Here is a 22,393-nt window from a genome sequence, read left to right on the forward strand (position 1 = left end):
AGCTGTGAACGAATCCCTCATGCCCGCTCGTGCCGCAAAAACGCACGCCCTCGGCGTTGCAAATACTCGCCATAGCCCGAGCTATGGCTGTGCTTTGCACCTTGATGGCGCACGTTTGTGCTGCCCGCTCGGCCACGCCGGATTCATTCACAGCTTCTGAGGAGTACACACACCATGACGACGACCCTCACCGTTCCCCTCTACCGCCTGGCCCACAGCCGCACAGGCGACAAAGGCAACCGCTCCAACATCAGCGTCATCGCCTGGCACCCCGCGCTGTGGGATGTGCTGGTCGATCAGGTCACCGAGGCCGCCGTGGCACGCCAGTTCGCGCAGCGCCGCCCGCGCCAGGTCACGCGCTACCTGCTGCCGCAACTGCAGGCCATGAACATCGTGCTGGACGACGTGCTCGACGGCGGCGTGAACGACTCGCTCAACCTCGACAGCCACGGCAAGGCACTGAGCTATCTGCTGCTCGATATGCCCGTCACCGTGCCCGCGCACCTGGCGCAGCACTTTGGCGGTCCCACGGCCTAGACCTCCAGTTTCGCTTTTTCATCCATACCAACACCAGGAGACAACATGACCCATTCATCCCCCCGCCGCGCTCTGCTCGCCACTGCTGCCGTACTGGCGCTCGGAACACTGCATGCCCCAGCAGCTTTGGCCCAGGCTGCTGGTGCCTACCCCGCCAAGGCCATCACCTTTGTCGTGCCCTTTGCCGCAGGCAGCGCCACCGACCAACTGGCACGCGCGCTGGGCCAGTCCATCACCAACGACACCAAGCAGCCCATGGTCATCGACAACAAGGCGGGCGCCAGCGGCATGATCGCCGCGTCGGCCGTGGCCAAGTCGGCGGCCGATGGTTACAGCGTGCTCATCACCACCAACACCACACACGCCGCCAACGAGCACCTGTACAAAAAGCTCTCCTACGACCCGGTGAAGGACTTCGCCCCCGTCACTGGCCTGGGCAAGGGGGGGCAGGTGCTGGTGGTCAACGCCAGCGCGCCTTACAAGAACGTGGGCGAGCTGCTGGCCTTTGCCAAGAAGAACCCCGGCAAGCTCAGCTTCGGCAGCGGCAGCTCATCGAGCCGCATGGCGGGCGAGATGCTCAAGCAACTGGCCAGCGTGGACATCCTCCACGTGCCTTACAAGAGCAACCCGCTGGCCATCACCGACCTGCTGGGCGGGCAGATCGATTTGATGATTACCGACACCTCCACCGGCGTGCCGCAGGTCAAGGCGGGCAAGCTGCGTGCGCTGGGCTATTCCACGCAAAAGCGCAGCGCGCAATTGCCCGATGTGCCCACGCTGGACGAAGCGGGCGTGAAGGGCTACGACATGGGTTACTGGTTTGCGGCCTACGTGCCCGCAGGCACGCCCGCGCCGGTGGTGGCGCGCCTCAACGAGCTGCTGATCGCCGCCACCAAGAGCGCAGCGGCCAAGAGCTTCTTTGACAATGCGGGCTCCGAAGCCTGGACCACCACGCCCGATGAACTGGCCAAGTTCCAGGCTGCAGAGACGCAGAAGTGGGGCAAGGTGATCAAGGCGGCAGGTATCGAGGCCGAATAAGCCACCGGCCCACCCACCGGGCCGTTTCATTCCTTTTTTCCTTCTCTCAGCCTGCCTTTGCTCGCAGGTCTGGGCGAAGCCTTGCCCGCGCGCAGCGCAACAGACGCTGCCGCTTTTTTCTCAGAGCCGCTCAAGCGGTCATTTCAACCCCCCAAGGAGACAACATGAGACCCATTCATGCATTCGGAAAACTCGCGCTGACAGCTGCCGCCGCTGCAGTCATCGCTGCCTGCGGGGGCAGCAGCAGCGACGCGCCCAAGGGTCCATCCCTCAAGCTGGCCATCACCGCCACCGAGGCCTTTCCGGGCACCTATGGCGACGTGGGTGAATACGAGCGCGTGACCGGCACCATCAGCGGCGAGGTCGACCCCAAGGACCCCAAGAACGCCGTCATCCAGGATCTGGCCCTGGCGCCCACCAACGCCAACGGCATGGTCGAGTACCGTGCCGACTTCGTCATGCTCAAGCCCAAGAACATGGCCAAGGCCAGCGGCGTGCTGCGCTACGACGCACCCAACCGAGGCAACATCCTCACGATGCTCAACCCCACGGCCACGCCCAGCGATGCGGTGTACCTGGAGCGCGGCTATGTGATGCTGTATTCGGCCTGGCAGGGCGATGTGCCCAAGAGCACCGCCGCGCGCCTGACGGTGAGGGTGCCTGTGGCCAAGAACAAGGACGGCAGCAGCATCACCGGCCCCTACCGCGCCGAGCTGGTGCCCACGGCCGCCAGCCCCGCGATGACATTGCCCGGCGGCGTGTTCAACGGCACCATGATTCCGTACGAACCCGCCAGCCTGGACAATACCCAGCCCGGCTACTCGCTCACCCGCCGTGCCAACGAGACGGATGCGCGCGTGCCTGTGCCCGCAAGTGACTGGAAGTTCGCCACCTGCGACACGGGCACCAACGCCTTCCCGGGCACGCCCAGCCCCACCAGCGTGTGCCTGAAGGGCGGGTTTGACCCGGCCTATCTGTACGAGCTGGTCTATGTCGCCAAAGACCCCAAGATCATGGGCGTGGGCCTGGCTGCGCTGCGCGACACCGTGAGCTTCTTCCGCAGCAAGGCGGCCGATTCCACCGGCACCCCCAACCCGCTCGCAGGCCGCATCACACACACGCTGGGGCAGGGCACCTCGCAGTCGGGCAACGCCATGAAGACCTTTCTGCATCTGGGCTTCAACCAGGCGCTGGACGGTGGCAAGGTGTTCGACGGCATGTACGCCCACGTGGCGGCGCGCCAGACCAACATCAACACCCGCTTTGCCGTGCCCGGTGGCGGCGGTGGCCTGCGTACCGACCACACCGCCTTCGGCCAGACGGCACCGCGCGGGCTGGACAAGGACTACCAGGACGACATCAGCGGCCGCCAGGGTGGCGTGATGAAGCGCTGCGCTGCCACCAGCACCTGTCCCAAGTTCTTCCTGGGCCTGTCGGGCACCGAGTTCTGGCAGCTGCAGGGCTCGCCCGTGCTGACCGACGCCCATGGCACCAAAGACCTGGCGCAGCCCGACAACGCCCGCATCTACTACTACTCCAGCACCCAGCACGGCGGGGCAGGGGGCACGGCCAGCATTGCCTATGCACCCACGCGCGCCACGTACCCCACGGGCACGGTGGTGCAGTTCAACGACACCTTCCGCGCGCTGTTCCTCAACCTCGAAGACTGGGTGGTGCGCGGCACGCAACCGCCCGCCAGCCAGGTGCCCAAGCTGGCCGACGGCACGCTGGTGCGGCCCGAGGCATTGGCCTTCCCGGCCATGAAGGGGCTGACCTGGGCGGTGGGCGGCGTGCAGACGGCGATCCCGGACTTCAGCTACCGGGGCCTGTACAACAACTTCCCGCTGTTCGACTTTGGCCCGCAGTACATCCCGCAGGACGAGGCCGGCATTGCCACCGTGCTGCCTCCGCGCAACCTGGGCCGCGACTACGCCATCCTCGTCCCGCAGGTCGATGCATCCACGGGCCTCACCCGCGCCGGCATTCGCAGCGTGGAGGCGCGCGCGCCGCTGGGCACCAGCATCGAGTTCAACTACGTGGCCACACCCGGCATCACCGACCTGGCCAACCTCACGGGCAGCTTCATCCCCTTCCAGAAGACGCGCGCCGCGCGGCTGGCGGCGGGCGATGCACGGCCGTCGCTGGAGGAACTGTATGGCACGCAGGAGGGCTACGTCGCTGCGGTGACGCAGGCCGCCAATGACCTGGTGGCACAGCGCCTGCTGCTGCCGCGCGATGCGGACCTGCAGATTGCGCGCGCCAAAGCCGCTGCGGTGTTGCCCTGAGCGGCGGGGGGCTCGTTTCCACTCCCTCCCCCCCGCGGGAGAGGGCGGGGGAGAGGGGGCACTTCTTCGGGGCGCCGCGCTCCATCCTCCCCCCTCTCCCCAACCCTCTCCCACCGGGGGAGAGGGCGTGCCAGCGCTTTAAAGGCCTGTGAAAAATCAAGACAAATTGACCTCCACCGCCTGATGGATAAGCGCTAGTAGCTATCAAATTAGTAGTCCTTCAGCTGAGGCGACCGCCCCTCACCACGGCACCCCCGCAAACCGCTCCACCAAAAAATCCAGCAGCGCCCGCACTGCAGGCGACAAGTGCCTGCGTGACGGGTACAGCGCATAAATCGTCATCACCGGCAAGTCCCACCCTGGCAGCACGGCCTGCAGCGCGCCGCTGGGCAAATACGGGTTGACTAGATATGTCGGCTGCATCGCAATGCCGCCGCCCGCCAGCGCTGCGCGCATCAGCGTCGTGGCCTCGTTGGCGCTGAAATGGCCGCTCACGCCCACACGCTCCACCGCCTCGCCGCGCGTCAGCTGCCACACGCTTTTGCCAAAGTTGGCGTAGCTCAGGCACCGGTGCTGCGCCAGGTCGGCAGGTTGCTGCGGCACGCCGTGGGCGGCCAAGTAGGCGGGGGATGCCACCAGGGCCGAATCGCACCGCGCCAGCGGCCGGCCGATGAGCAGCGAGTCGGGCTCGGCGCTGATGCGGATGGCCAGGTCGATGCGCTTTTCCACCAGGTTCAGTGATCCTTCGCTCGCGTCCAGGTCGATCTTGAGCTGCGGGTGTTGCGCCAGAAAGTCCGCAATCGCCGCACCCATCTGCGCAAACGCAAACGACACGCTGCAGGTCAGCCGCAGCTGGCCGCGCAATGCGCCCTCGGTGGTGGTGGCGGTTTCTTCTTCCAGGTCTTGCGACAGCGCCAGCATCTGCTGGCAGCGGCGCAGCGCGTGTTCGCCCGCGTCGGTCAGCGTCACGCTGCGGGTGGTGCGCTGCAGCAGCCGCGCCTGCAGCCAATGCTCCATCTCGCCCACGTAGCGCGTGACCATGGCCCGCGACATCTCCAGTTTGTCGGCCGTGGCGCTGAAGCTGCCGCTGGTGGCGACTTCGGCAAACACATGCATGGCGGTCAGGCGGTCCATAAGGGGTTATTTGATCGATTGGTGAAACAAATATGCGCGAATTATCGGGTTTATTGGATCGATTGACGCAAATAAACTTCATTCCGTCATCTGCAAACCTCTCAAAACCCTGGAGAAACCACCATGTTCCGCACCACCCTCATTGCCGCCACCCTCGCCATTGCCTTCACCGGCGCCCAGGCCGCCCAGCCGCTGCAGGTCAAGGTCTACAACGCCGACGGCAACAGCTTCAACGTCAACTCCACGCTGGTCTATGGCGAGAAAGAGGTCATGGTCATCGACGCAGGCTTTACCCGTGCCGACGCGCTGCGCATTGCTGCCAACGTGCTCGACACGGGCAAAGAGCTGAAGACCATCTACGTGAGCCAGGCCGACCCCGACTACTACTTTGGCGTCGAGACGCTGAAAGAAATCTTCCCCAAGGCCGACGTGGTGACGACGCCCGCCGTGCTGGAGAAGATCAACGCCAAGCTGGCTGGCAAGCTCGCCTTCTGGGGCCCCAAGATGGGCGCCAACGCACCGCGCACGCCCGTGCTGCCCAAGGCGATTGCTGGCAACACGCTGAGCGTGGACGGCCAGGCGGTCGAGATCCGTGGCACCACCGGCCTGTTGGCGCACCGCCCGTATGCGTGGATTCCATCCATCAAGGCCGTGGTGGGCACCATCGGCGTGTTTGGCACCAACACCCATGTGTGGACGGCCGACACGCAAACGGTGGCCGAGCGCAGCGCCTGGGTGGCCCAGCTCGACGAAATGGCCGCCCTGCAGCCCACCGTGGTGGTGCCCGGCCACATGCCCGCGGGTGGCACGCTGGACGCTGCCAACATCAGCTACACCAAGGGCTACCTGCAAGCGTTTGAAAAGAACGCCGCCTCCACCAAGACGAGTGCCGAACTCATCGACGCGATGAAAAAGGCCTACCCCGCAGCGCCCATGGGCCTGTCGCTGGACATCGGCGCCAAGGTCAACAAGGGCGAGATGAAGTGGTGAGATGACGTGCTGAAAGCTGTCAAAGCAAGTTGTTGAAAGGAACCAGATCGTGACTACGCACCCGCTCCAACAAGTCCTGCAGCACCTGCACGCCGGGCGCTGGAATGCGGCGCACGATCTGGTGCAACACGACGGCTCCATGCTCGGCGCGTGGCTGCACGGCATCCTGCACCTGCAAGAGGGCGACCTGGAAGACGCCGAAAACTGGTACGACCGCGCCGCCCGCCATTTCCGCAGCCGGGGCACGCTGGCCGAAGAGATTGCGGCTTTTGAAGCCGCACTGATTGCGTCCGAAACATCAGACCCTCAAGAAAGAACCTAACCCATGCCCAACGTCACCGTGACCTACTTGTTTGACCCCTTGTGCGGCTGGTGCTATGCCGCCGCGCCCGCGCTCAAGTTCCTGCAAGCGCAGAAGGGTGTCGAGGTGGTGCTGGCCCCCTCCGGCCTGTTTGCGGGCGCAGGCGCGCGGCCCATGGACGCGCAGTTTGCCGCCTATGCCTGGTCCAACGACCAGCGCATCCAGCAGCTCACAGGCCAGCCCTTCACGCAGGCCTACCGCGATCAAATTCTGGGTGCTGTATCCGGTCGCTTTGATTCAGGCCCTGCCACCCTCGCGCTGACTGCCGTGGCGCAGACCGCGCCTGCGCATGAACTGGAAGCCTTGCACGCGCTGCAGCACGCACGCTATGTGGAAGGCCGCGACACCGCAGAACCCGAGGTGCTGGCAGACCTGTTGCGGGCTTTAGGCCTGGCCGATGCCGCCGCATTGACGCTGGCACCCGACGCCGCACTGCACAGCGTGGTGGCCGAGCGCGTAGCCCGCGCCCAGGCCATGCTGCGTGCCGTGGGTGCCCGGGGTGTGCCGCAATTGGTGGTGGCGGGGCAGGGGGGGGCGCTGCGGTTGATCGGAGGCGATGCGCTGCTGGGGCCGCGCGAGAAACTGGTAGAGCACATCCTGGCGGCCTGAGGCCCTGAACGCAAGGAGGGCTCAGAACCTGTTCAAGAGCTTTTCGGGGTCGCACAAGGTCCTTGCCGGGATGGGATGCAAGGCGCGGTGCGCAGTGGATAGCCCGGCTATCCACAAGCGCTGCAACGCCGCAGACCGCCCGGCAAGGCACTTGCCCGATGGGTTGGAGTGAAATCGGGCCGATGAATTCTGTGCTTTGGCGCCCAGGCTGCTTGCATGGGCATGAGCCCATGCGGTGCATCCGAAGCATCCACTCCTCCCGATTGCACTCCAATGCAATCCCCGAAAAGATTTTGAACAGGTTCTCAGGCCTTGGGCAGGAGTTCGCCCCGTCGGCCCAAGGTCCGCACCATCTGCTCATACATCGCATCCACGGCCGGTGAGCGCAGCGACACCTTGCTGCGCAGCACCGCCACGTTCATCGAAGCCAGCGGCGGCAGGTCAAACTCCGCCGGCAGGTTCTGCAGGATTTGCAAATGGGCCGGGGCGCTGCACCGCGTGAGCACCGCCACCGCCAAACCGCTCTCCACAGCAGCCAGCTGGCCCGCCAGGCTGGAGCTGTGGTACACGATGCGGTAGGTCCGCCGCCGCGTGCCCAGCGCGGCCAGGGTGGCCTGCCGGGCCATGCTGGCCGATTCATACACCGCAATCGGCAGCGGGTCGCGCCGCCAGGCCTCGAACTGGGCGGCCCCCACCCACACCAGCGGCTCGTCGAACAAGAAGCGCCCGCGTTGCGGCTTGTCTTGCGAGACCAGCGCCAGGTCCAGTTCGCCCTTCACCACACGCGGGATCAGCGACGTGGACTGCTCGCACGTCAGCTCAATCTCCACCCCCTGGTAGCGGTGCGAAAAGCTGCGCAGCACTGGCGTGAGGTAGGCCGACGCATAGTCGTCGGGCACCCCTAGCCGCACCCGGCCCGCCAGCTTGGGGCCAAACAATGCGGCATGTGCCTCAGCCTGCAAATCGAGCACGCGGCGCGCATACGACAGCAGTTCGGCGCCCGCTGGCGTCACCTCCAGGTGGCGCGGCCCGCGCAGCAGCACCGGGCGGCCCAGCGCGGCCTCCAGCTTCTTGATCTGCATGCTCACGGCCGACTGTGAGCGGTGCACCAGCGGCGCCGCGCCCGAGAGCGAGCCTGCATCCACCACGGCCACAAAGGCACGCAGCCAGTCGATTTGAAAGTCTGGGTAGTTCATGGGGGCCTTTATCGGTCGGACCAGTGACGACAGTGGTGGGGCTATCGGTGGGTTGGTAAATTCGATTATCGAATGGTAGCTGTTCGATTTATCCGTTTTACAGGATGCCTGTAAAGCGTGAGCATCGGCGGCATGAACCACTCCAAAGCCAGCACCGTCGCATCGCCTTCCCTGGCCACCACACCGCTGCCCGTCAATGCCAATGCCATCACCCGCGAGCGCGACGGCCAGTGGCTGCTCATCGCCGGTGGCGTGCTGCTGGGCACCATCGGCGTGTTTGTGGAAGAGGCGGGCCAGCACCCTCTGGTCACGGTGTGGTTCCGCTGCGCATTCGGTGCACTGGCGCTGCTGGCCTGGTGCCTGGCCACGGGGCGGGGACAGCAACTTTTTCTGCACGGCCGCGCCCGCTGGGTGGCCTGCGCTACGGGCGTACTCATGGTGCTCAACTGGGCGCTGTTCTTTGCAGCCATCCCACGCACATCGATTGCCGTGGCCACCGTGATCTTTCACATCCAGCCCATCTGGGTCATCGTTTTTGGCGCGTTGTTCTTGCGCGAGGCCGTGTCGCCCACGCAGTGGCTGGCCACACTGGCCGCGCTGGGCGGGCTGGTGCTGACCACGGGCTTGCTCGACGGCACCGCAGGTGTAGCAGCGGCCAGCAGCACCGGCGGCGGCAGCTATGTGGCTGGCGTACTGATGTGCCTGGGCGGCTCACTCTGCTATGCGGGCGTGACGCTGCTCGCCAACACGCAGAAAACCATCAGCCCCTTTGCCATGGCGCTGTGGCAGTGCCTGGTGGGCGCGGTGGCGCTGGTGTGGGCGCCCTTTGTGCTGGGCTGGCCGCAGCAGGGCGCCGCGTGGGGCTGGCTGCTGGGCCTGGGCGTGCTGCACACCGGCCTGGCGTATGTGGTGCTGTTTGCCGGCATGTCGCGCCTGGGGTTGGGGCGCATTGCGGTGCTGCAGTTTGTGTACCCGCTCACGGCGGTGCTGGTGGACTGGGTGGTGTATGGCCGCACGCTCAGCCCCATCCAACTGGGCGGCGTGGGGCTGATGGCTGTGGCGTTGTGGACGATTCGGCGGCCCCGTTCGATGGGGGTGGGTACTCCGGGCCCCACCACCGCAAGCCGCTGATCAGGCCCGCCCCCACGCTCAATGTGTGAAATGCGCCAAACGTTGGGAGTAGCTTCGCTGTAATTTCCTGTAATCGCCAAACCGCTTTGGTGGCGCCACCATGCGCTCACTTCATCAACACGTGATGAAGCCGAGGGCGCCGAAAATCGTCACAGAGTAGGCATGAAGGGGAACTTGGCAATGAAAAAAATCATGACTGCGGTCTGCATGTTGCTGCTGTGCGGCACAGCCTTTGCGAGGCCGGCCTATGTATTCCAGCCTCAGTGGAATCAACCCAACAACAACGATGTGAACAACGGCGCCACCGGGCAGCCCTACACCCAGACTCAGATTGAGGCGTTCCTCAACAATGCGAAGAATCGCCGTTCCGGCGCACCCCTGGCCAGCCAGATTCTGGACTCGTGTGGTGTGGTCGAGGTCGAAAAAGGCTGCCATCAGGCCACGGATCCGCACATCACTATTTGGGTGGATAACCGGGTCAAATCCAACCAGGTCAAAGCGTGCCAGAAGCTCAACCCAGGCACTGCCGTGCACGCGAACGGCTGTTGAGGGCGCCACAACTTACCCCCGCCGGGAACATCGTGCTGGATGGGGGTAGATGGCGCAAATCCGTTCGGGCTGCGCCTGTCAATGGCCCACCAGGTGATTGGGAAGGCTCAGCGTGAACGGCCCGTTGTGCTCGCAGGCCGTAGAGGAACGCCTCCGCAGAAATTATGCCGAAAAAGGTATCCAGCGCTTGATGGATAAGCGCTTCAAGCTATCAAATCAGTAGTATTCGGGTCGTGTGCGCTACGGCGATTCCGTCAGTTGCACCACCACCGACCGATGATCCGAACCCAAGTCCGGCCCGAGGTCAAAACGCACCTCCCGCCAGCCCATTGAAGCCAGCACAGGGCCCAGCGGCAGCACCGACAACCTTCCCCGCGCGCTAGGCCAGTTGGCCACCATGCCCTTGGCGCGGCGCAGGGGGCATCCAAGGCTACAAAGACAAAAATCGACGCGGCATTGTGTGCCCGCTGCCTCTATGTGGGTGCACGGTGCGCACGCCGCCATCTCACGCCCCCATCACATGCGGAACTGACGGCACTGGCCTACAGCTGCCCGCAAATCGGGCCGCCCATACTGCGTTGATGAAAATGCACCTCTGCTCCCACCGCTTCACCCAGGGGTCGCTGGCGTTGGCCCTTGCAGGGTCCATGGCTCTGGCCCTGGCCCAGCCGGCCACCCCTGGCCCCGGCCTGGGTCCGAACCCGCAATTGCCCGCACCGGAAAAGAGTGGCCTGGTGCCCACCTTCAACATCGCACCTGCACAGGGTTGGCCGCAGGGCACCCAGCCGCAGGCCCCTGCGGGGTTCAAGGTCACAGCGCTGGCGCGTGGGCTGGACCATCCGCGCTGGGTCTACACCCTCCCCAATGGCGATGTGCTGGTCGCTGAAAGCAACAAGCCGCCGCCTGCAGAGGGCGCCAAAAACGTGCACTCCGACGGCCTGCGTGGCCTGGCCATGGGCCTGGTGATGAAACGCGCTGGTGCCGGTACGCCCAGCGCCAACCGCATCACGCTGCTGCGCGATACGGACGGTGACGGCGTGGCGGATGTGCGCACCGCCTTTATGCAAAACCTGCTCTCGCCCTTTGGCATGGCGTTGGTGGGCACCCAGCTCTTCATTGCCACGGCCGACGGTGTGGTGAAGGTGCCTTACGAAACCGGGCAGACCTCGGTCAACACGGCACCCGTCAGGGTCACCGATCTGCCCGCCGGGGCCAATCACCACTGGACCAAGAACATCATCGCCAGCCCCGATGGCCGCAAGCTGTATGCCACCGTGGGCTCCAACAGCAATGTGGGAGACAACGGCATGGCGGCGGAAGAGGGCCGCGCCGCCATTTGGGAGGTGGATGTAGAGACTGGCAGCAAGCGGCTGTTTGCCACCGGCCTGCGCAACCCCAACGGCCTGGGCTGGGAGCCGCAGAGCAAGGTGCTCTGGACGGTGGTGAACGAACGCGACGAGCTGGGCAACGAGCTGGTGCCCGACTACCTCACCTCGGTGAAGGACGGCGCCTTTTACGGCTGGCCGTGGAGCTACTGGGGCCAGCATGTGGACACCCGTGTCAACCCGCCCAACCCCGACATGGTGGCCAAGGCCATCACGCCGGACTTTGGCCTGGGTTCACACGTTGCGCCGCTGGGCCTGGCGTTCTCCGACGCCCGCATGCCCGGCGCCTACGCCAGCGGCGCGTTCATCGGCCAGCACGGCTCGTGGAACCGCAAGGAGCTGACGGGCTACAACGTGGTGTTCGTTCCCTTTGCCGACGGGCGCCCCTCGGGGCCTCCCCAGCCGTTTCTGATGGGCTTTTTGAGCAAGGACGGCGACGCCTATGGCCGCCCGGTGGGCGTGGCGCTGGACGGCAAGGGAGCGTTGCTGGTGGCCGACGACGTGGGCAACGTGGTCTGGCGCGTGGTGCGGTCCGAATGACGTCTATGCAGGCGCCACGCCCTTCGCTGCGGTGGTTCGCATGACCGCCACGGGGCCACAGCAGACTATCCTGCGGTTTGCTGGGCTTGGCCCCTGTGCCCGCCACGCGACGCTCCGTAAAGCCCCGTTCAGAAATTCCGCAACCAGGAATCGGCACCCATGTCTTTTGCAGCCACCCATTGGCCCCACGCCGCCCAAGTTAACAGGGTTGCCCGCATCCTGGCCAGTTGTGTGTGCGTGGTGGCGCACGCCCATGCCCATGCGCAAGATGTTCCGGCCGATCCCGCCCAGTCACTGCCCACCACGCCCCCCACACTTGAAGCCCAGCAGGTCACCGGCAGCGCGCAGGCGCAGCGCCAGTTTGACAGTGCCGCCAGCCACAGCAGCGTGGCCGTGGATGCCTTCACGGCCCCCACGCCATTGGTGAACCTGTCGTTGCTGCTGGCTGGGCAGGCTGGCGTGGTGGCCACAGACCGCGGCAACTACGCGCAGGATCTGCAGATCGCGGTGCGGGGCTTTGGCTCCCGCGCCACTTTTGGTGTGCGGGGTGTGCGGATTCTGGTGGATGGCATCCCCGCCACCATGCCCGACGGCCAGGGCCAGGCTGCCACCGCGCACCTGCCTTCGGCCAGCCAGATTGAAGTGCTGCGCGGCCCGCTCGCGCAGCTGTATGGCAATGCGGCAGGGGGCGTGGTGCAGGTCACCACCCGCGATCCCCGGCCCGGGGGCGGCGCCCAGGCCGGGGTGGCGGTGGGCTCGTTCGGCCAGCGGCTGGTGGACGCATCCTTGGACTTTGGCGACCAGCGCCTGGGCGGGCTGCTGGGGGTGTCGCACTTCGAAACCGAGGGCTGGCGCGGCCACAGCGCCGCGCGGCGCACGCACCTCAACGCCAAGCTGCAGGCCCAGCCCGACAGCCGCACACGCATCACAGCCCTGGTCAACCTGTACGACCAGCCCTTGGCGCAAGACCCACTGGGCCTCACACGCGCGCAGCTGGAGGGCGACGCGCGCCAGGCCGGCGCCCTGGCCACCACCTTCAACACCCGCAAGTCGGTGGGCCAGAGCCAGCTGGGCCTGGTGCTGGAGCGCCAGCTCAGTGACACCGACAGCGTGCGGCTGCGCGCCTATGGCGGTGGGCGGCAGCTCACGCAGTACCTGTCTTTTAGCGGCGCGGCGGCCAACAGCGCAGGCGGGGTGGTGGACCTGGACCGCAGCTACCAGGGCGCGGCCGCCACCTGGACGCGGGCCGTGCGCCTGCCCTCGGGCCTGCCGCTGACGTGGACGATGGGGGCAGAGGCCAACCGCCTGTCTGAACACCGCCAGGGGTTTGTGAACAACGCGGGCACCAGCGGTGCGCTGCGACGCGACGAACAAGACAGTGCCGCCAACACCGATGTGTATGCCCAGGTAGACGCCTGGCTCTCCCCCCGCTGGCGCGCCATCGCCGGGCTGCGCGCCAGCCAGGTGCGCGTGCAGGTGGATGACCGCTACATCACCCCCGCCAACCCCGACGACAGTGGCGCGCGCAACTGGCGCCACACCAGCCCCGCGTTGGGTCTGGTGTGGGCTGCCACCGACCAGCTCAACCTGTACGCCAATGCAGGCCAGGGCTTTGAAACCCCCACGCTGGCCGAGATGGCCTACAGCACCGGCAACACCGGCCCCAATTTCGGCCTGGCTGCCGCCCGCAGCCGCCAGTGGGAGGTGGGCGCCAAATGGCAGGGCGCCCACCAGCAGCTGGAGCTGGCATGGTTCGACACCCGCAGCCGGGGCGAGATCGTGCCCGTGGCCACGGTCAACGGCCGCTCGGTGTTCCAGAACGTGGACAACGTGCGGCGCCGGGGGCTTGAAGTGGGTTGGCGTGCACAGTGGGGCACCTGGGCCCCGCGCGCCAGCTACACCTACCTGGATGCCCACTTTGGCAGCGCCTACGCCGGGGCAGGGGGCGCCAACGTCGCCGCAGGCAACCAGTTGCCGGGCACAGCGCGGCACGCTGCGCAACTTGCCATCGACTACGCGCCCACCACACGCTGGCAACTGGGTGCCACGGCGAACGTGTCGGGGCCGGTGTTTGCCAACGATGTCAACAGCGAGCGGGCCGCAGGCTTTGTCGTGCTGGGCTTGCACGCGGCCTACGGCTGGGGCGGCCAACAAGCAGGTGCAGGTGCAGGCACGGCGCGCTGGCAGCTCTGGGCCCGGCTCGACAACGTGTTCAACCGCCACCACGCGGCCACCCTCATCGTGAACGACGCCAATGGCCGCTACTTCGAGCCCGCCGCGGGCAGGCGCCTCATGGTGGGGCTGCGCGCGCAGTTCATGTAGTCGAGGTGGTCTGGCCCCGGGGCCCTTCCATCGTCACGGAAGGGCCTGCGTGCAGGCAGCTGCAACCACGGCCTACCGCTCCGCCAACGGCACAAACACCACGGTGCGTTCCGCGCACTCCACATCGCCGGGCGGTTGCCACAGGTCGCTGGCCAGCTCAAAGATGTGCGGCGGCACCACCATCGAAAACGTCTCTCCCTGTTCGGCATTGCGCCGCAACACACGCTCGCGGCGCACCTCGCGTTGAGCATCGAGCACATACACCACCATGGCGTCGGCCCACGGCCCCATGCGGGCATAGAAGGCGTCGCGCTGGTGCTGCTGGATCAGGCCCACCTCCAGCACCACATCGTGGCCCGCATCCAGCACGGCCTCAGCGGTCTTCCAGATTTGCGCCAGGCAGCGCAGCGTGCGCGGCACATACCAGGCCATCACATCGGCCATGTCAGCCGTGTCGGGCCGGTCGGGCGAGAACAGCGTGGCCATCCAGTCGTCCAGGTTCAGCGGCACGGCGCGGTGCTGCTGCACCAGGTGGCGCACAAAGGTGGACTTGCCCGCTCCCACCGGGCCGATGACCAGGTGGATTCGTGGGGCGGTGCCTGCAACGGCTGCGGGGGTGGTGTGGGTCGAAGCGGTTTGCATGAGATAAGGGCTCCAGAAATGCAAAAAGCCCTCTCTGCAAGCAGGGAGAGCTTTCCATAGGGCGGACGAAAAAAAGCCCTCAACGGTGGTGGAGGGCTTTGCGGTTCGCTCCGATCCCAAGGACCGGATGCGAGGTTGGCAGTGTAGGTGGCAGACGCTGGCTGCGTCAACTCACGGGCAGCGTGGGCGCGACGAATGCCGAACTGCGCTCAGGGCGCTTTGCCTGCCGCGAGGTGCCGCTGAAAGAACGCCAGCACCTGGGCATTGAAAGTCTGGTGAAAAGCCACCCGGTCAAACCCTGCTGCATCGCGGCAGATGCCGGGCACTGCCTCGGCCAGCGCGGGTGAGCAGGGCGCCAGAAAGGCGAAGTGCCCGGCGTTGGCCGCCAGCTGCCAGTCGGGCGCACTGGGCAGACCCTGGCGCACCGCCTCCACGCTTTGCAGCGTGACGCCATCACCACCCAGCGCCGAGGCCCACAACTGGATGGGGGTTTTGACGTGCCCCAGGCCCTTGGCATCGAAGACGCTCAAGGGGTCGACGATGACTGCAGCCCGAATGCGCGGGTCCGGCGCAGGAGTGGCGGGGATTTCTTTGCGCCGGATCTCGCCGCACAAGGGCCGGGTGGATAGCGGCGAGCACAGGTCTTGCCGTGACGTCCAGTCCGGCACGGCGCCGATGGCCACCAGGCCCGTGTAGCCACCGCGTGAAAAGCCAAAGAAACCGACCTTGCCCGCGTCCAGCTGCGCGCGCTGGGGCCAGGCGCCCAGCATGTAATCCGTCAGCCGCTTCATGTCCACGGGCCGCGTGGCAAAGGCCGACAGGTGGCCCTGGCGGCTCAAGTCCTGAAAGTTGTCGCCCGGGTGGCTGATGGCGGCCACCACATAACCTGCGTCGGCCAGCGTGGCCGCCGTGTCATGGTGCCCCAGGGCCGAGCCGCCCGTGCCGTGCGACATGACGATCAATGGCAGGCCTTGGCCGGTGAGGGGGCAGTCCCGCGTGCCTTGCAGCACCAGGGGCGCCAGGTCGATGCGGCCCGGCGGCGTGCTGCAGGGCGACCACACGGCGCCGCGCAGCGCGGGCCCGTCCTTGTCTGCGGGCACCTCGATAAAGGCAAACCCCGCAGCGTGGGCCAGGGTGGTGGCGCAGCAGAGCGCTGCGGGCAGAAGGGAACGAAAGAGCCAGCGAAAACGGGTCATAGGGATGGGGTGGGGCGGATGGGAATCAGCAGGTCGGTGCGCAGGTCCGCCTGCGCGGCGTTGCGGGGCGAGTTGAGGTAGTGCTCCAGCGTGGGGCGGTCGTCCGGCTCGTAGCCGCTGGCCGGGAGCCAGCGTGTGTGGATGGCCGCCAGTGCCGCGTTGATGCGCGTATAGGGGCCGGTGAGCGTGTGGCGTGCGTACAGGCCTGGGGGGATGTCCAGCCGTTCCAGCCCGTTGTCTGCCGCTGAGGGCGCGTCGGGGAGCACCACGGCCGCGTAGTAGCGAAAGCTGCCGCCCTCCACGTCCTGCGGGTCTCCGCACGATGCGCCCAGCCGGTGGACAGCGCGCTGCCCGCACTGCAGGTACAGCCGCCGCTGCGTGTGGGGGATGGTGGATGGCGGCCCCTGGTGGCGCAGCGCATGCAGGCGCTGTGCCGGGCGCTCGACGATCTGCACGGCCAGCGTTTGCTCGGCCTTTGTATGCGCGTTTGCGTGCTCGTTTGCGGCGCCTGAATCAAGGATGAGGCGGTGCATGTCCCGCTGGAACGCCCGTGGCGACTGCCCGGTGAACTGGCTGAACGCACGGGTGAAGGCCTGCGGGCTGTCGTAGCCCACCTCCAGCGCCACCTGCGTGATGCTCTGCCCGCCTTGCTCCAGCAGCCGCGTGGCCAGGGCCAGGCGCACGCGGCGCACCGTGGCGGCCACGGTTTCGCCCGCAATGCTGCTGTAGACGCGGTGGAAGTGGAAAGGGGAGAAGTGGGCAATGGCGGCAAGGTCCTCCAGCCGATGCGCTGCCAGCGGGTGCGCCACGATGTGGGCGACCACGCGGGCCACGCGGTCGCGGTAGTGCTGATCGGTGCTCTGGTCCAGGCTCATGGCCGCAGAGTGTGCCGCAGCTTGCGCGCCGGTACTTAGCCGATCTTGCTACTTTGTGGCTTGGTGCCGCGGCAGCGCTGCGCTACTTAGAGCGGCTGACAAAACTCAGCGAAGCGATTCTGGCTAGGCGCTGCGTCGCAGGCAGTACGAGCAGTACGACAAGACGCGGCAACAACGCCAGAAGAGTTTTGCTAGCTGCTCTTATTGCCCAAACACCAGCGCCTGGTGTGCCCCCACACCCGCCAGCACCCCTTCGGCCGAGGTCAGCGTGGCGTTGTGCCGCATCAGCGTCAGGTCGCCCGCGGCATACACGCCGGGCACGGTGGTCATCTTGTTCGCATCGGTTCGGAGGTAAGGGCCCATGGGCCCATCATCGAACGCGCAGCCCAGGTGCTCGGCCAGCGGGCTGGCGGGGCGCGTGGTGGCGGCCACATACAGCGCAGCCAGCGGCACCACGCGCGCATCACCGCCACCGGTGGTCTGCAGGCGTACACCCTGCAGCACCTGGCCCGGGCCTTCCAGCGCGGCGATGGGTGCGGGCTCGATAGTTATGCCCAGCGCCTGTAGACGCTCCCGCTCGGCGCTCTCCAGCGTGGTGTCGCCATTCAGAAAGAGGGTGGTCGGGCCCCAGTCGGCAATCAGCTGCGCGTGCATGGCCGAGCCTGCCGAGTGGTACAGCACGCCCAGCCGCTGGCCTGCAAATTCATAACCGTGGCAATACGGGCAGTGCAAAACCGATGCGCCCCAGCGTTCGCGCAGGCCGGCAATCTCAGGCAAGCCGTCTTGCACGCCAAACGCCAGCACCAGCTTGTGGGCCTCCAGGGTTGCGCCATCGTCCAGCACCACTTCAAACCCGTTCTCTGGTGACCTGGCGCGTTGCTGCGCCGTGGCCGACACCACCGTGCCCTGCACAAAAACCGCCGTGGGGTAGGCCGCCAGCTTGCGCCGCGCCTGCTCGATCATTGCCAGCGGCGGCTCGCCGTCTTGCCCGAAGAAGCCGTGCGACGCCACCGCAAACCGGTTGCGCGGCTGGCCTGCGTCCACCACACACACTCGCCGCCGGGCACGCGCCAGCTGCATTGCGGCCGACAGGCCGGCAAAGCTGCCGCCTATCACGATCACCTCATACGCCTGGGTGGTTGTCATTGCCGCCGTCGCCATGCTCCATCTCCTTGTGACCGTGGCACCCGGCCACCATGCGTTCATGAAACTCGGCCGATAGCTGCGCCAGCGTCACCGCGCCCAGCCGCGCCAGCAGCGCTTCTTCGGCCGCCTGGTAGGCATCGGTCAGCGCGCGGTTCACCGCCTGCTCGACGATGCAGCCGGGGCTCTCCACGCGGTTGCCAACCGCCAGCAGCGTGGGCGCGCCCAGCGCCTCGTAGATGTCGCGCAGCGTGATGTCGGTGAGCGGGCACGACAGCACCCACCCGCCGCCATGCCCCTTGGCCGAGGTGACAAAGCCCGCATACCGCAGCCCCGCCATCAGGCGGCGCACGACGACTGGGTTGGTCTGCATGGCCTGCGCCATCGCCTCTGATGTGGCGGGCCCCTCCATCTCTGCCATGTGCAGCAGCGCGTGGAGAACGTTGGAAAGTCGGCTATCTCGTTTCATGCAACATTAAAAGTTGCGTGATGCTAGCATGCAACCAGAAACAGTGCTGGCGCACGAACAGATAGCTACTGAATTGATAGCTGCTAGCGCTTTATGGATAAGCGTTAGAGGCAAATTTGGCTTGATTTTTTCAGACGTTGCCCACCCCTGACCGTTCGGGTTGAGCCTGTCGAAACCCTGCGTTGAGCTAGCAAACCCGTTGGACAAACTCATCGCAACAGCGCAGTACCCACCGCGCGCACCACACACATGACCCAGCCCACTGCCTCCCCCTTCACGGACCCCGCCGCCGTCGCCCGCTACGCCGAAGGCCCCCGCCGCAACGTCCCCGGCTACGACAGCCTGCTGCCCATGGTTCGCATCCTGCTGGCCGAGCGCGTGCCCGCCCACGGCCGCGTGCTGGTGGTGGGCGCAGGCGGCGGGCTGGAGCTGGAAGACATGGCGCTGGCGCACCCCGGCTGGCGGTTCGACGGCGTGGACCCGAGCCAGCCCATGCTGGACTTGGCGGCCCAGCGGCTGCAGAGCGCAGGCGTGCCAGGCGACCGCGTGGCGCTGCACCACGGCTATGTGCAGAGCGCACCGGCCGGACCGTTCGACGGCGCCACGTGCCTGCTGACTTTTCACTTTGTGCCGCGCGAGGAGCGCGTGCCTATGGCGGCAGAGATCCGGCGGCGGCTCAAGCCCGATGCGCCGCTGGTGGTGGCACATCTGAGCGTGGCGGATGGTGCAGGCCGTGGCGGCGGGGGCGGGGCAGGGGAGCGCGACCTATGGCTGTCACGCTACGCCGCGTTTCAGGTGGCGTCCGGCGTGCCGCCCGAGCATGCGGCCAGGGCGCGAGACAAGATTGCGGCGGAGCTGGCGGTGCTGACGCCTAAGGAAGACGAGGTGATTCTGCGCGAGGCTGGGTTCAGCGATGTGCAGATGTTTTACATGGGCTTTGCGTTCCGGGGCTGGGTGGCATCGGCTTGATAGCAAGCAATGAAAGCGGGCCAACTCACTGACCCACATGCCCGCACCTTGCTCCTCCCAGGCTGTCTTGCAGCTGGGGTCAGCAGCCCCCGGCCAGCCAGCTGGTGGTGCATAAAACGCCCTCAACGCACAGGCGCCAGCGCCCACCGGTCCTTCGACGCCTTCACCAGAAAATCAATCACCGCCTTCACCCTGGCCGCGTTGCGCCGGCCCGGTGACGACACTGCGTACAGCGTGTGCACGGTGCCGGACGCAAAAGGCGCCAGCACCTCCACCAACCGGCCTTGCGCCACATCGGCCGCCGCGAGCGGGCAGGACAGCATGCCAATCCCCGCGCCGCCCACCAGCGCATGGTGCACCAGGGCCGAAGTGCTGGCGGCCAGGCGCGAGCGCACGGTCACCTCCAGCGGCTTGCCTTGTGCATTGCGAAAGGCCCAGGTCACCGCCGGCCCCTGCGCGGTGTGCGTGACGGTGTGGTGCTGCTGCAGCTCGCTAGGCTCGGCGGGCTCGCCGTGCTGTTCCAAATATCCAGGGGCCGCATACAGGCGCCGCTCAAACCGGCCCAGTGCGCGCGCCACCACCAGGTCGCTGTGGCCCACGGTGGTGCGCAGCGCCACGTCGATGCCTTCCGTCACCAGGTCGGCCACGCGGTCGTCGGCCAGCAGTTCCACCCGCAGCGTGGGGTAGCGCGCCTGCAGGTCTGCCAGGTGGGGCAGCACCAGCGCTTCGCAGATCTCCTGGCTGGAGGCCAGGCGCAGGGTGCCCGCCACGCGGCTGCGCTGGTCCGACAGCGATGCACCGATGTCCTCTAGCTGCGCCAGCAAGGCACGCGCCTCCTGCGCCAGTTCTGCGCCCTCGGGCGTGGCCGACAGGCCGTGTGTGGACCGGCGCAGCAAGCGCACGCCGTAGCCGGCCTCCAGCCGGTCCACACCGCGCGCGACCACCGACACCGCCACATCCATTTCGCGCGCCGCTGCAGAAAACGAGCGCAGGTCGAGCGACCGCACCAGCCACCGCAGGTCGGCCGGGTCGGGGAGGAAGGAGCGGGGTTCTTGTTTCATCGAGCGCGCCTTTGCGTGCGGAGCAAAAGCCATTATCGCCACGGGCGGTTTCCGTGGCGGGGCGCCATTTCTACAGTGAAGGCTCGTTCAACCCAATGCTTTCAACAGGAGCCCTCCATGCCCATCCTCAACGTCAAAGTGTCTGCCCAACGCACACCCGAGCTGTCTGCCCGCATTGCAGAAACCCTGCTGGACCTGACCACCCGCGTGCTCGGCAAGCGGCGCGACCTCACTGCCGTGGTCATCACCTTTGTCGACCCCGCCGACTGGTACGTCGCCGGCCGTTCGCTGGCCGACCTGAAACAGTCGAGCTTCTACTTCGACGTCAAGGTGGTGGACGAGACCAACACCAAGGCCGAGAAGGCGCGCTACATCGCCGAGGCGTTCACAGCCTTCGAGGGCCTGCTGGGCACGTTGCACACCGAGAGCTATGTCTATGTGCAGGACGTTCGCGCCGCCGCATACGGCTTTGGCGGCCGCACGCAGGAATACCGCCACCAGCACCCCGAGCAATAAGCAATCCATCAACCAACAACTACCCAGGAGCACCGACATGACAATGACGACAACAAACAACCACCTTGCCGAAGTGATCGTGGCCCAGACGCTGGAGCGCGCGGGCTTGGCGGACTGGATTCCTGAAGGCGAAGGCAAGTGGTCCCTGCCTATCCAGTTCTTGCCCGACGATGCCGGCTGGGTGGAACTGATGCGCCTGTCACCCGGCACGCGGCTGGGCCTGCACCGGCATACGGGCGAAGTGCACGCCCTCACGCTGGCAGGCGAGCGCCGCCTGAACGACGGCCGCGTGGTGCGACCGGGCGACTACATCCACGAGCCCGCTGGCAATGTGGATTGGTGGGAGGCGACGGGTACCGAAGAGCTGCTTGTGCATGTGGTGGTCAAGGGCAGCGTGGAGTACCTGGGGCCGCACCATGCGGTGCTGCAGCGGATCACCACGGCTGATCGGCGGGCGGACTACCGACGCTGGTGTGAAGCGGTGTGCGTGCCAGAGCGAGATCTGCGCTGAGGATGTGTTTCCCGCATTGCTTTCGCGGGTGCGCTGCAAGCTGGGATGGGCTGCAATAGAAATCTGAATGAAAACAGGCACCAGCGCTACCTGGTCAAGTGCTAGCTACTCTTAATAAAAAAAGCATGGGTGCACTGCTGATGAGTGGGTTGTCGCGGCGGACTGTTGGTACTTAGAAACTGAGGCCAATGCTATGCAATCTAATAGTGATTGGCTGAGGTTTTATTGAATATCTGATTCATTCTCTTTTGCAATTCCAAGGAATAGTTTGAATTCTTGCAAAGCGGCTGGAGCTACATACAAGTGAGTTATCAAAATCTCTAAAAAACTGTCTATCATTTCAACATGTATTCCATTTATCGGGAATGCGGCATCATGGGCTGCTGCGTTTCCAAACAAACGAATGTGTTTCATGGCATCCGCCAAAAATGAAGGGATTTCTCCTCTGATTGCAAGGGTTTGCAGGGCTTGAGCAAGATTGCGTTCGCCCGGACATTTGTCTTGAGCAATCGCATCAAGAACTCGTCTAGCAAGAATTGCATAGGCAACTTGCGAAGTGTTTTTGATGTATTTCGCCTGAAAATATGCTTGCTGAACTGTGGTGGGTGCCCCTCGTATGTCATTTAAAGTTTTTGGGAAGGCTTGTTCACCAAACTCAGATTGCGGATTGTTGAAGGCAGAGTGAATATATATTGATATTCTGGTGCATCCGTCGCAACGAAATAGTGTGTAAGTTGCAGGCTCAATGCCACTGTGCCCGTCTGCATCCATGTATTCAACATCAGAATCTGCTACGCAAAGAACTGTCTGAATCGTTGCGATGTTACAACGGGAGCAGGGGAGAAACGTCTTTTTTGAGTCGCTTGTCATAAAAGAATATGTATGAGAGGAGTGAAAATTATTTCTGTAGCGGGCTTTTTTGACAAATCTCTAG

The 22,393-nt window shown here is 65.6% G+C and carries 22 protein-coding genes; 13 read left to right on the forward strand and 9 right to left on the reverse strand.

The window, feature by feature from the left end:
• The first annotated feature begins 174 nt into the window (after positions 1 to 174).
• From ACSQ22_RS08220 to ACSQ22_RS08230, 3 genes are all read left to right on the forward strand, one after another.
• Complete coding sequence (locus ACSQ22_RS08220) at positions 175 to 537, forward strand: AtuA-related protein (protein WP_228894813.1); 363 nt, start codon at positions 175 to 177, stop codon at positions 535 to 537.
• A gap of 45 nt (positions 538 to 582) precedes the next feature.
• A complete protein-coding gene (locus tag ACSQ22_RS08225; RefSeq protein WP_436130005.1) occupies positions 583 to 1,575 on the forward strand; it encodes a Bug family tripartite tricarboxylate transporter substrate binding protein in 993 nt (330 codons plus the stop codon).
• 164 nt (positions 1,576 to 1,739) lie between these two features.
• Positions 1,740 to 3,860, forward strand: coding sequence for an alpha/beta hydrolase domain-containing protein (locus ACSQ22_RS08230; RefSeq protein WP_436130006.1), 2,121 nt, complete (start codon positions 1,740 to 1,742; stop codon positions 3,858 to 3,860).
• Between the two features lie 240 nt (positions 3,861 to 4,100).
• Here ACSQ22_RS08230 and ACSQ22_RS08235 read toward each other — a convergent pair whose 3' ends face one another.
• Entirely contained in the window at positions 4,101 to 4,994 is an 894-nt protein-coding gene (locus ACSQ22_RS08235; RefSeq protein ID WP_436130007.1) for a LysR family transcriptional regulator, read from the reverse strand.
• Positions 4,995 to 5,117: 123 nt separating this feature from the next.
• Here ACSQ22_RS08235 and ACSQ22_RS08240 point away from each other — a divergent pair, with 123 nt between their 5' ends.
• From ACSQ22_RS08240 to ACSQ22_RS08250, 3 genes are read left to right on the forward strand one after another with little or no spacing between them, the layout of a single operon-like run.
• Entirely contained in the window at positions 5,118 to 5,984 is an 867-nt protein-coding gene (locus tag ACSQ22_RS08240; protein ID WP_436130008.1) for an MBL fold metallo-hydrolase, read from the forward strand.
• A gap of 49 nt (positions 5,985 to 6,033) precedes the next feature.
• Complete coding sequence (locus ACSQ22_RS08245; protein ID WP_233559301.1) at positions 6,034 to 6,306, forward strand: hypothetical protein; 273 nt, start codon at positions 6,034 to 6,036, stop codon at positions 6,304 to 6,306.
• A gap of 3 nt (positions 6,307 to 6,309) precedes the next feature.
• Complete coding sequence (locus ACSQ22_RS08250) at positions 6,310 to 6,954, forward strand: DsbA family protein (RefSeq protein WP_228894823.1); 645 nt, start codon at positions 6,310 to 6,312, stop codon at positions 6,952 to 6,954.
• 305 nt (positions 6,955 to 7,259) lie between these two features.
• On the opposite strand, the gene ACSQ22_RS08255 is transcribed toward ACSQ22_RS08250, so the two are convergent.
• Positions 7,260 to 8,150 carry a LysR family transcriptional regulator gene (locus ACSQ22_RS08255; protein WP_228894824.1) on the reverse strand — a complete coding sequence of 297 codons (891 nt, stop codon included), beginning with the start codon at positions 8,148 to 8,150 and terminating at the stop codon, positions 7,260 to 7,262.
• Between the two features lie 132 nt (positions 8,151 to 8,282).
• Here ACSQ22_RS08255 and ACSQ22_RS08260 point away from each other — a divergent pair, with 132 nt between their 5' ends.
• From ACSQ22_RS08260 to ACSQ22_RS08275, 4 genes are all read left to right on the forward strand, one after another.
• Positions 8,283 to 9,281: a DMT family transporter gene (locus ACSQ22_RS08260; protein ID WP_436130009.1), complete on the forward strand. Its 999-nt coding sequence runs from the start codon at positions 8,283 to 8,285 to the stop codon at positions 9,279 to 9,281.
• Between the two features lie 180 nt (positions 9,282 to 9,461).
• Positions 9,462 to 9,830 (forward strand): hypothetical protein, encoded by a 369-nt coding sequence (locus ACSQ22_RS08265; protein WP_436130010.1) that lies wholly within the window; start codon positions 9,462 to 9,464, stop codon positions 9,828 to 9,830.
• Between the two features lie 587 nt (positions 9,831 to 10,417).
• Positions 10,418 to 11,755 carry a PQQ-dependent sugar dehydrogenase gene (locus ACSQ22_RS08270; RefSeq protein ID WP_436130011.1) on the forward strand — a complete coding sequence of 446 codons (1,338 nt, stop codon included), beginning with the start codon at positions 10,418 to 10,420 and terminating at the stop codon, positions 11,753 to 11,755.
• A gap of 159 nt (positions 11,756 to 11,914) precedes the next feature.
• Positions 11,915 to 14,077 carry a TonB-dependent receptor family protein gene (locus tag ACSQ22_RS08275; RefSeq protein ID WP_436130012.1) on the forward strand — a complete coding sequence of 721 codons (2,163 nt, stop codon included), beginning with the start codon at positions 11,915 to 11,917 and terminating at the stop codon, positions 14,075 to 14,077.
• Between the two features lie 72 nt (positions 14,078 to 14,149).
• Here the strand turns inward: ACSQ22_RS08275 and ACSQ22_RS08280 are convergent, their stop codons facing one another.
• The 5 genes from ACSQ22_RS08280 to ACSQ22_RS08300 all read right to left on the reverse strand — a co-directional run bounded on the left by ACSQ22_RS08280 (position 14,150) and on the right by ACSQ22_RS08300 (position 18,402).
• Complete coding sequence (locus ACSQ22_RS08280) at positions 14,150 to 14,719, reverse strand: AAA family ATPase (protein ID WP_436130013.1); 570 nt, start codon at positions 14,717 to 14,719, stop codon at positions 14,150 to 14,152.
• A 209-nt stretch (positions 14,720 to 14,928) separates the two neighbouring features.
• Entirely contained in the window at positions 14,929 to 15,915 is a 987-nt protein-coding gene (locus tag ACSQ22_RS08285) for an alpha/beta hydrolase family protein (protein WP_436130014.1), read from the reverse strand.
• Positions 15,912 to 16,790, reverse strand: a complete 879-nt coding sequence (locus ACSQ22_RS08290) for an AraC family transcriptional regulator (protein ID WP_436130015.1) — start codon at positions 16,788 to 16,790, stop codon at positions 15,912 to 15,914. The genes ACSQ22_RS08285 and ACSQ22_RS08290 overlap by 4 nt, the downstream gene beginning before the upstream one ends.
• Positions 16,791 to 16,991: 201 nt before the next feature.
• Positions 16,992 to 17,936 (reverse strand): NAD(P)/FAD-dependent oxidoreductase, encoded by a 945-nt coding sequence (locus ACSQ22_RS08295; protein WP_436130016.1) that lies wholly within the window; start codon positions 17,934 to 17,936, stop codon positions 16,992 to 16,994.
• A complete protein-coding gene (locus ACSQ22_RS08300; protein ID WP_436130017.1) occupies positions 17,914 to 18,402 on the reverse strand; it encodes an Rrf2 family transcriptional regulator in 489 nt (162 codons plus the stop codon). The genes ACSQ22_RS08295 and ACSQ22_RS08300 overlap by 23 nt, the downstream gene beginning before the upstream one ends.
• A gap of 249 nt (positions 18,403 to 18,651) precedes the next feature.
• Between ACSQ22_RS08300 and ACSQ22_RS08305 the strand changes: the two genes are divergently transcribed.
• Positions 18,652 to 19,371, forward strand: coding sequence for a class I SAM-dependent methyltransferase (locus ACSQ22_RS08305; protein ID WP_436130018.1), 720 nt, complete (start codon positions 18,652 to 18,654; stop codon positions 19,369 to 19,371).
• 122 nt (positions 19,372 to 19,493) lie between these two features.
• On the opposite strand, the gene ACSQ22_RS08310 is transcribed toward ACSQ22_RS08305, so the two are convergent.
• Complete coding sequence (locus ACSQ22_RS08310; RefSeq protein ID WP_436130019.1) at positions 19,494 to 20,432, reverse strand: LysR family transcriptional regulator; 939 nt, start codon at positions 20,430 to 20,432, stop codon at positions 19,494 to 19,496.
• 117 nt (positions 20,433 to 20,549) lie between these two features.
• Here ACSQ22_RS08310 and ACSQ22_RS08315 point away from each other — a divergent pair, with 117 nt between their 5' ends.
• Together ACSQ22_RS08315 and ACSQ22_RS08320 are read left to right on the forward strand one after the other, a co-directional pair.
• Positions 20,550 to 20,948 carry a tautomerase family protein gene (locus ACSQ22_RS08315; RefSeq protein ID WP_436130020.1) on the forward strand — a complete coding sequence of 133 codons (399 nt, stop codon included), beginning with the start codon at positions 20,550 to 20,552 and terminating at the stop codon, positions 20,946 to 20,948.
• Between the two features lie 37 nt (positions 20,949 to 20,985).
• A complete protein-coding gene (locus ACSQ22_RS08320) occupies positions 20,986 to 21,459 on the forward strand; it encodes a cupin domain-containing protein (RefSeq protein WP_436130021.1) in 474 nt (157 codons plus the stop codon).
• 222 nt (positions 21,460 to 21,681) lie between these two features.
• On the opposite strand, the gene ACSQ22_RS08325 is transcribed toward ACSQ22_RS08320, so the two are convergent.
• A complete protein-coding gene (locus ACSQ22_RS08325) occupies positions 21,682 to 22,329 on the reverse strand; it encodes a DUF4145 domain-containing protein (protein WP_436130022.1) in 648 nt (215 codons plus the stop codon).
• Positions 22,330 to 22,393 lie beyond the last annotated feature (64 nt).

The sequence above is a fragment of the Acidovorax sp. LjRoot38 genome, assembly GCF_964252975.1.
Classification (GTDB): Bacteria; Pseudomonadota; Gammaproteobacteria; order Burkholderiales; family Burkholderiaceae_C; genus Acidovorax; species Acidovorax facilis.

Excerpts from the sequence above, each read along its gene's own strand:
- ACSQ22_RS08220 (WP_228894813.1), top strand. The coding sequence starts at position 175 with ATGACGACGACCCTCACCGTTCCCCTCTACCGCCTGGCCCACAGCCGC.
- ACSQ22_RS08280 (WP_436130013.1), bottom strand. The coding sequence starts at position 14,719 with ATGCAAACCGCTTCGACCCACACCACCCCCGCAGCCGTTGCAGGCACC.
- ACSQ22_RS08270 (WP_436130011.1), top strand. The coding sequence starts at position 10,418 with ATGCACCTCTGCTCCCACCGCTTCACCCAGGGGTCGCTGGCGTTGGCC.
- ACSQ22_RS08315 (WP_436130020.1), top strand. The coding sequence starts at position 20,550 with ATGCCCATCCTCAACGTCAAAGTGTCTGCCCAACGCACACCCGAGCTG.
- ACSQ22_RS08320 (WP_436130021.1), top strand. The coding sequence starts at position 20,986 with ATGACAATGACGACAACAAACAACCACCTTGCCGAAGTGATCGTGGCC.
- ACSQ22_RS08240 (WP_436130008.1), top strand. The coding sequence starts at position 5,118 with ATGTTCCGCACCACCCTCATTGCCGCCACCCTCGCCATTGCCTTCACC.
- ACSQ22_RS08225 (WP_436130005.1), top strand. The coding sequence starts at position 583 with ATGACCCATTCATCCCCCCGCCGCGCTCTGCTCGCCACTGCTGCCGTA.
- ACSQ22_RS08255 (WP_228894824.1), bottom strand. The coding sequence starts at position 8,150 with ATGAACTACCCAGACTTTCAAATCGACTGGCTGCGTGCCTTTGTGGCC.
- ACSQ22_RS08250 (WP_228894823.1), top strand. The coding sequence starts at position 6,310 with ATGCCCAACGTCACCGTGACCTACTTGTTTGACCCCTTGTGCGGCTGG.
- ACSQ22_RS08285 (WP_436130014.1), bottom strand. The coding sequence starts at position 15,915 with ATGACCCGTTTTCGCTGGCTCTTTCGTTCCCTTCTGCCCGCAGCGCTC.
- ACSQ22_RS08310 (WP_436130019.1), bottom strand. The coding sequence starts at position 20,432 with ATGAAACAAGAACCCCGCTCCTTCCTCCCCGACCCGGCCGACCTGCGG.
- ACSQ22_RS08305 (WP_436130018.1), top strand. The coding sequence starts at position 18,652 with ATGACCCAGCCCACTGCCTCCCCCTTCACGGACCCCGCCGCCGTCGCC.
- ACSQ22_RS08260 (WP_436130009.1), top strand. The coding sequence starts at position 8,283 with ATGAACCACTCCAAAGCCAGCACCGTCGCATCGCCTTCCCTGGCCACC.
- ACSQ22_RS08235 (WP_436130007.1), bottom strand. The coding sequence starts at position 4,994 with ATGGACCGCCTGACCGCCATGCATGTGTTTGCCGAAGTCGCCACCAGC.
- ACSQ22_RS08325 (WP_436130022.1), bottom strand. The coding sequence starts at position 22,329 with ATGACAAGCGACTCAAAAAAGACGTTTCTCCCCTGCTCCCGTTGTAAC.
- ACSQ22_RS08265 (WP_436130010.1), top strand. The coding sequence starts at position 9,462 with ATGAAAAAAATCATGACTGCGGTCTGCATGTTGCTGCTGTGCGGCACA.
- ACSQ22_RS08230 (WP_436130006.1), top strand. The coding sequence starts at position 1,740 with ATGAGACCCATTCATGCATTCGGAAAACTCGCGCTGACAGCTGCCGCC.
- ACSQ22_RS08300 (WP_436130017.1), bottom strand. The coding sequence starts at position 18,402 with ATGAAACGAGATAGCCGACTTTCCAACGTTCTCCACGCGCTGCTGCAC.
- ACSQ22_RS08290 (WP_436130015.1), bottom strand. The coding sequence starts at position 16,790 with ATGAGCCTGGACCAGAGCACCGATCAGCACTACCGCGACCGCGTGGCC.
- ACSQ22_RS08295 (WP_436130016.1), bottom strand. The coding sequence starts at position 17,936 with ATGACAACCACCCAGGCGTATGAGGTGATCGTGATAGGCGGCAGCTTT.
- ACSQ22_RS08275 (WP_436130012.1), top strand. The coding sequence starts at position 11,915 with ATGTCTTTTGCAGCCACCCATTGGCCCCACGCCGCCCAAGTTAACAGG.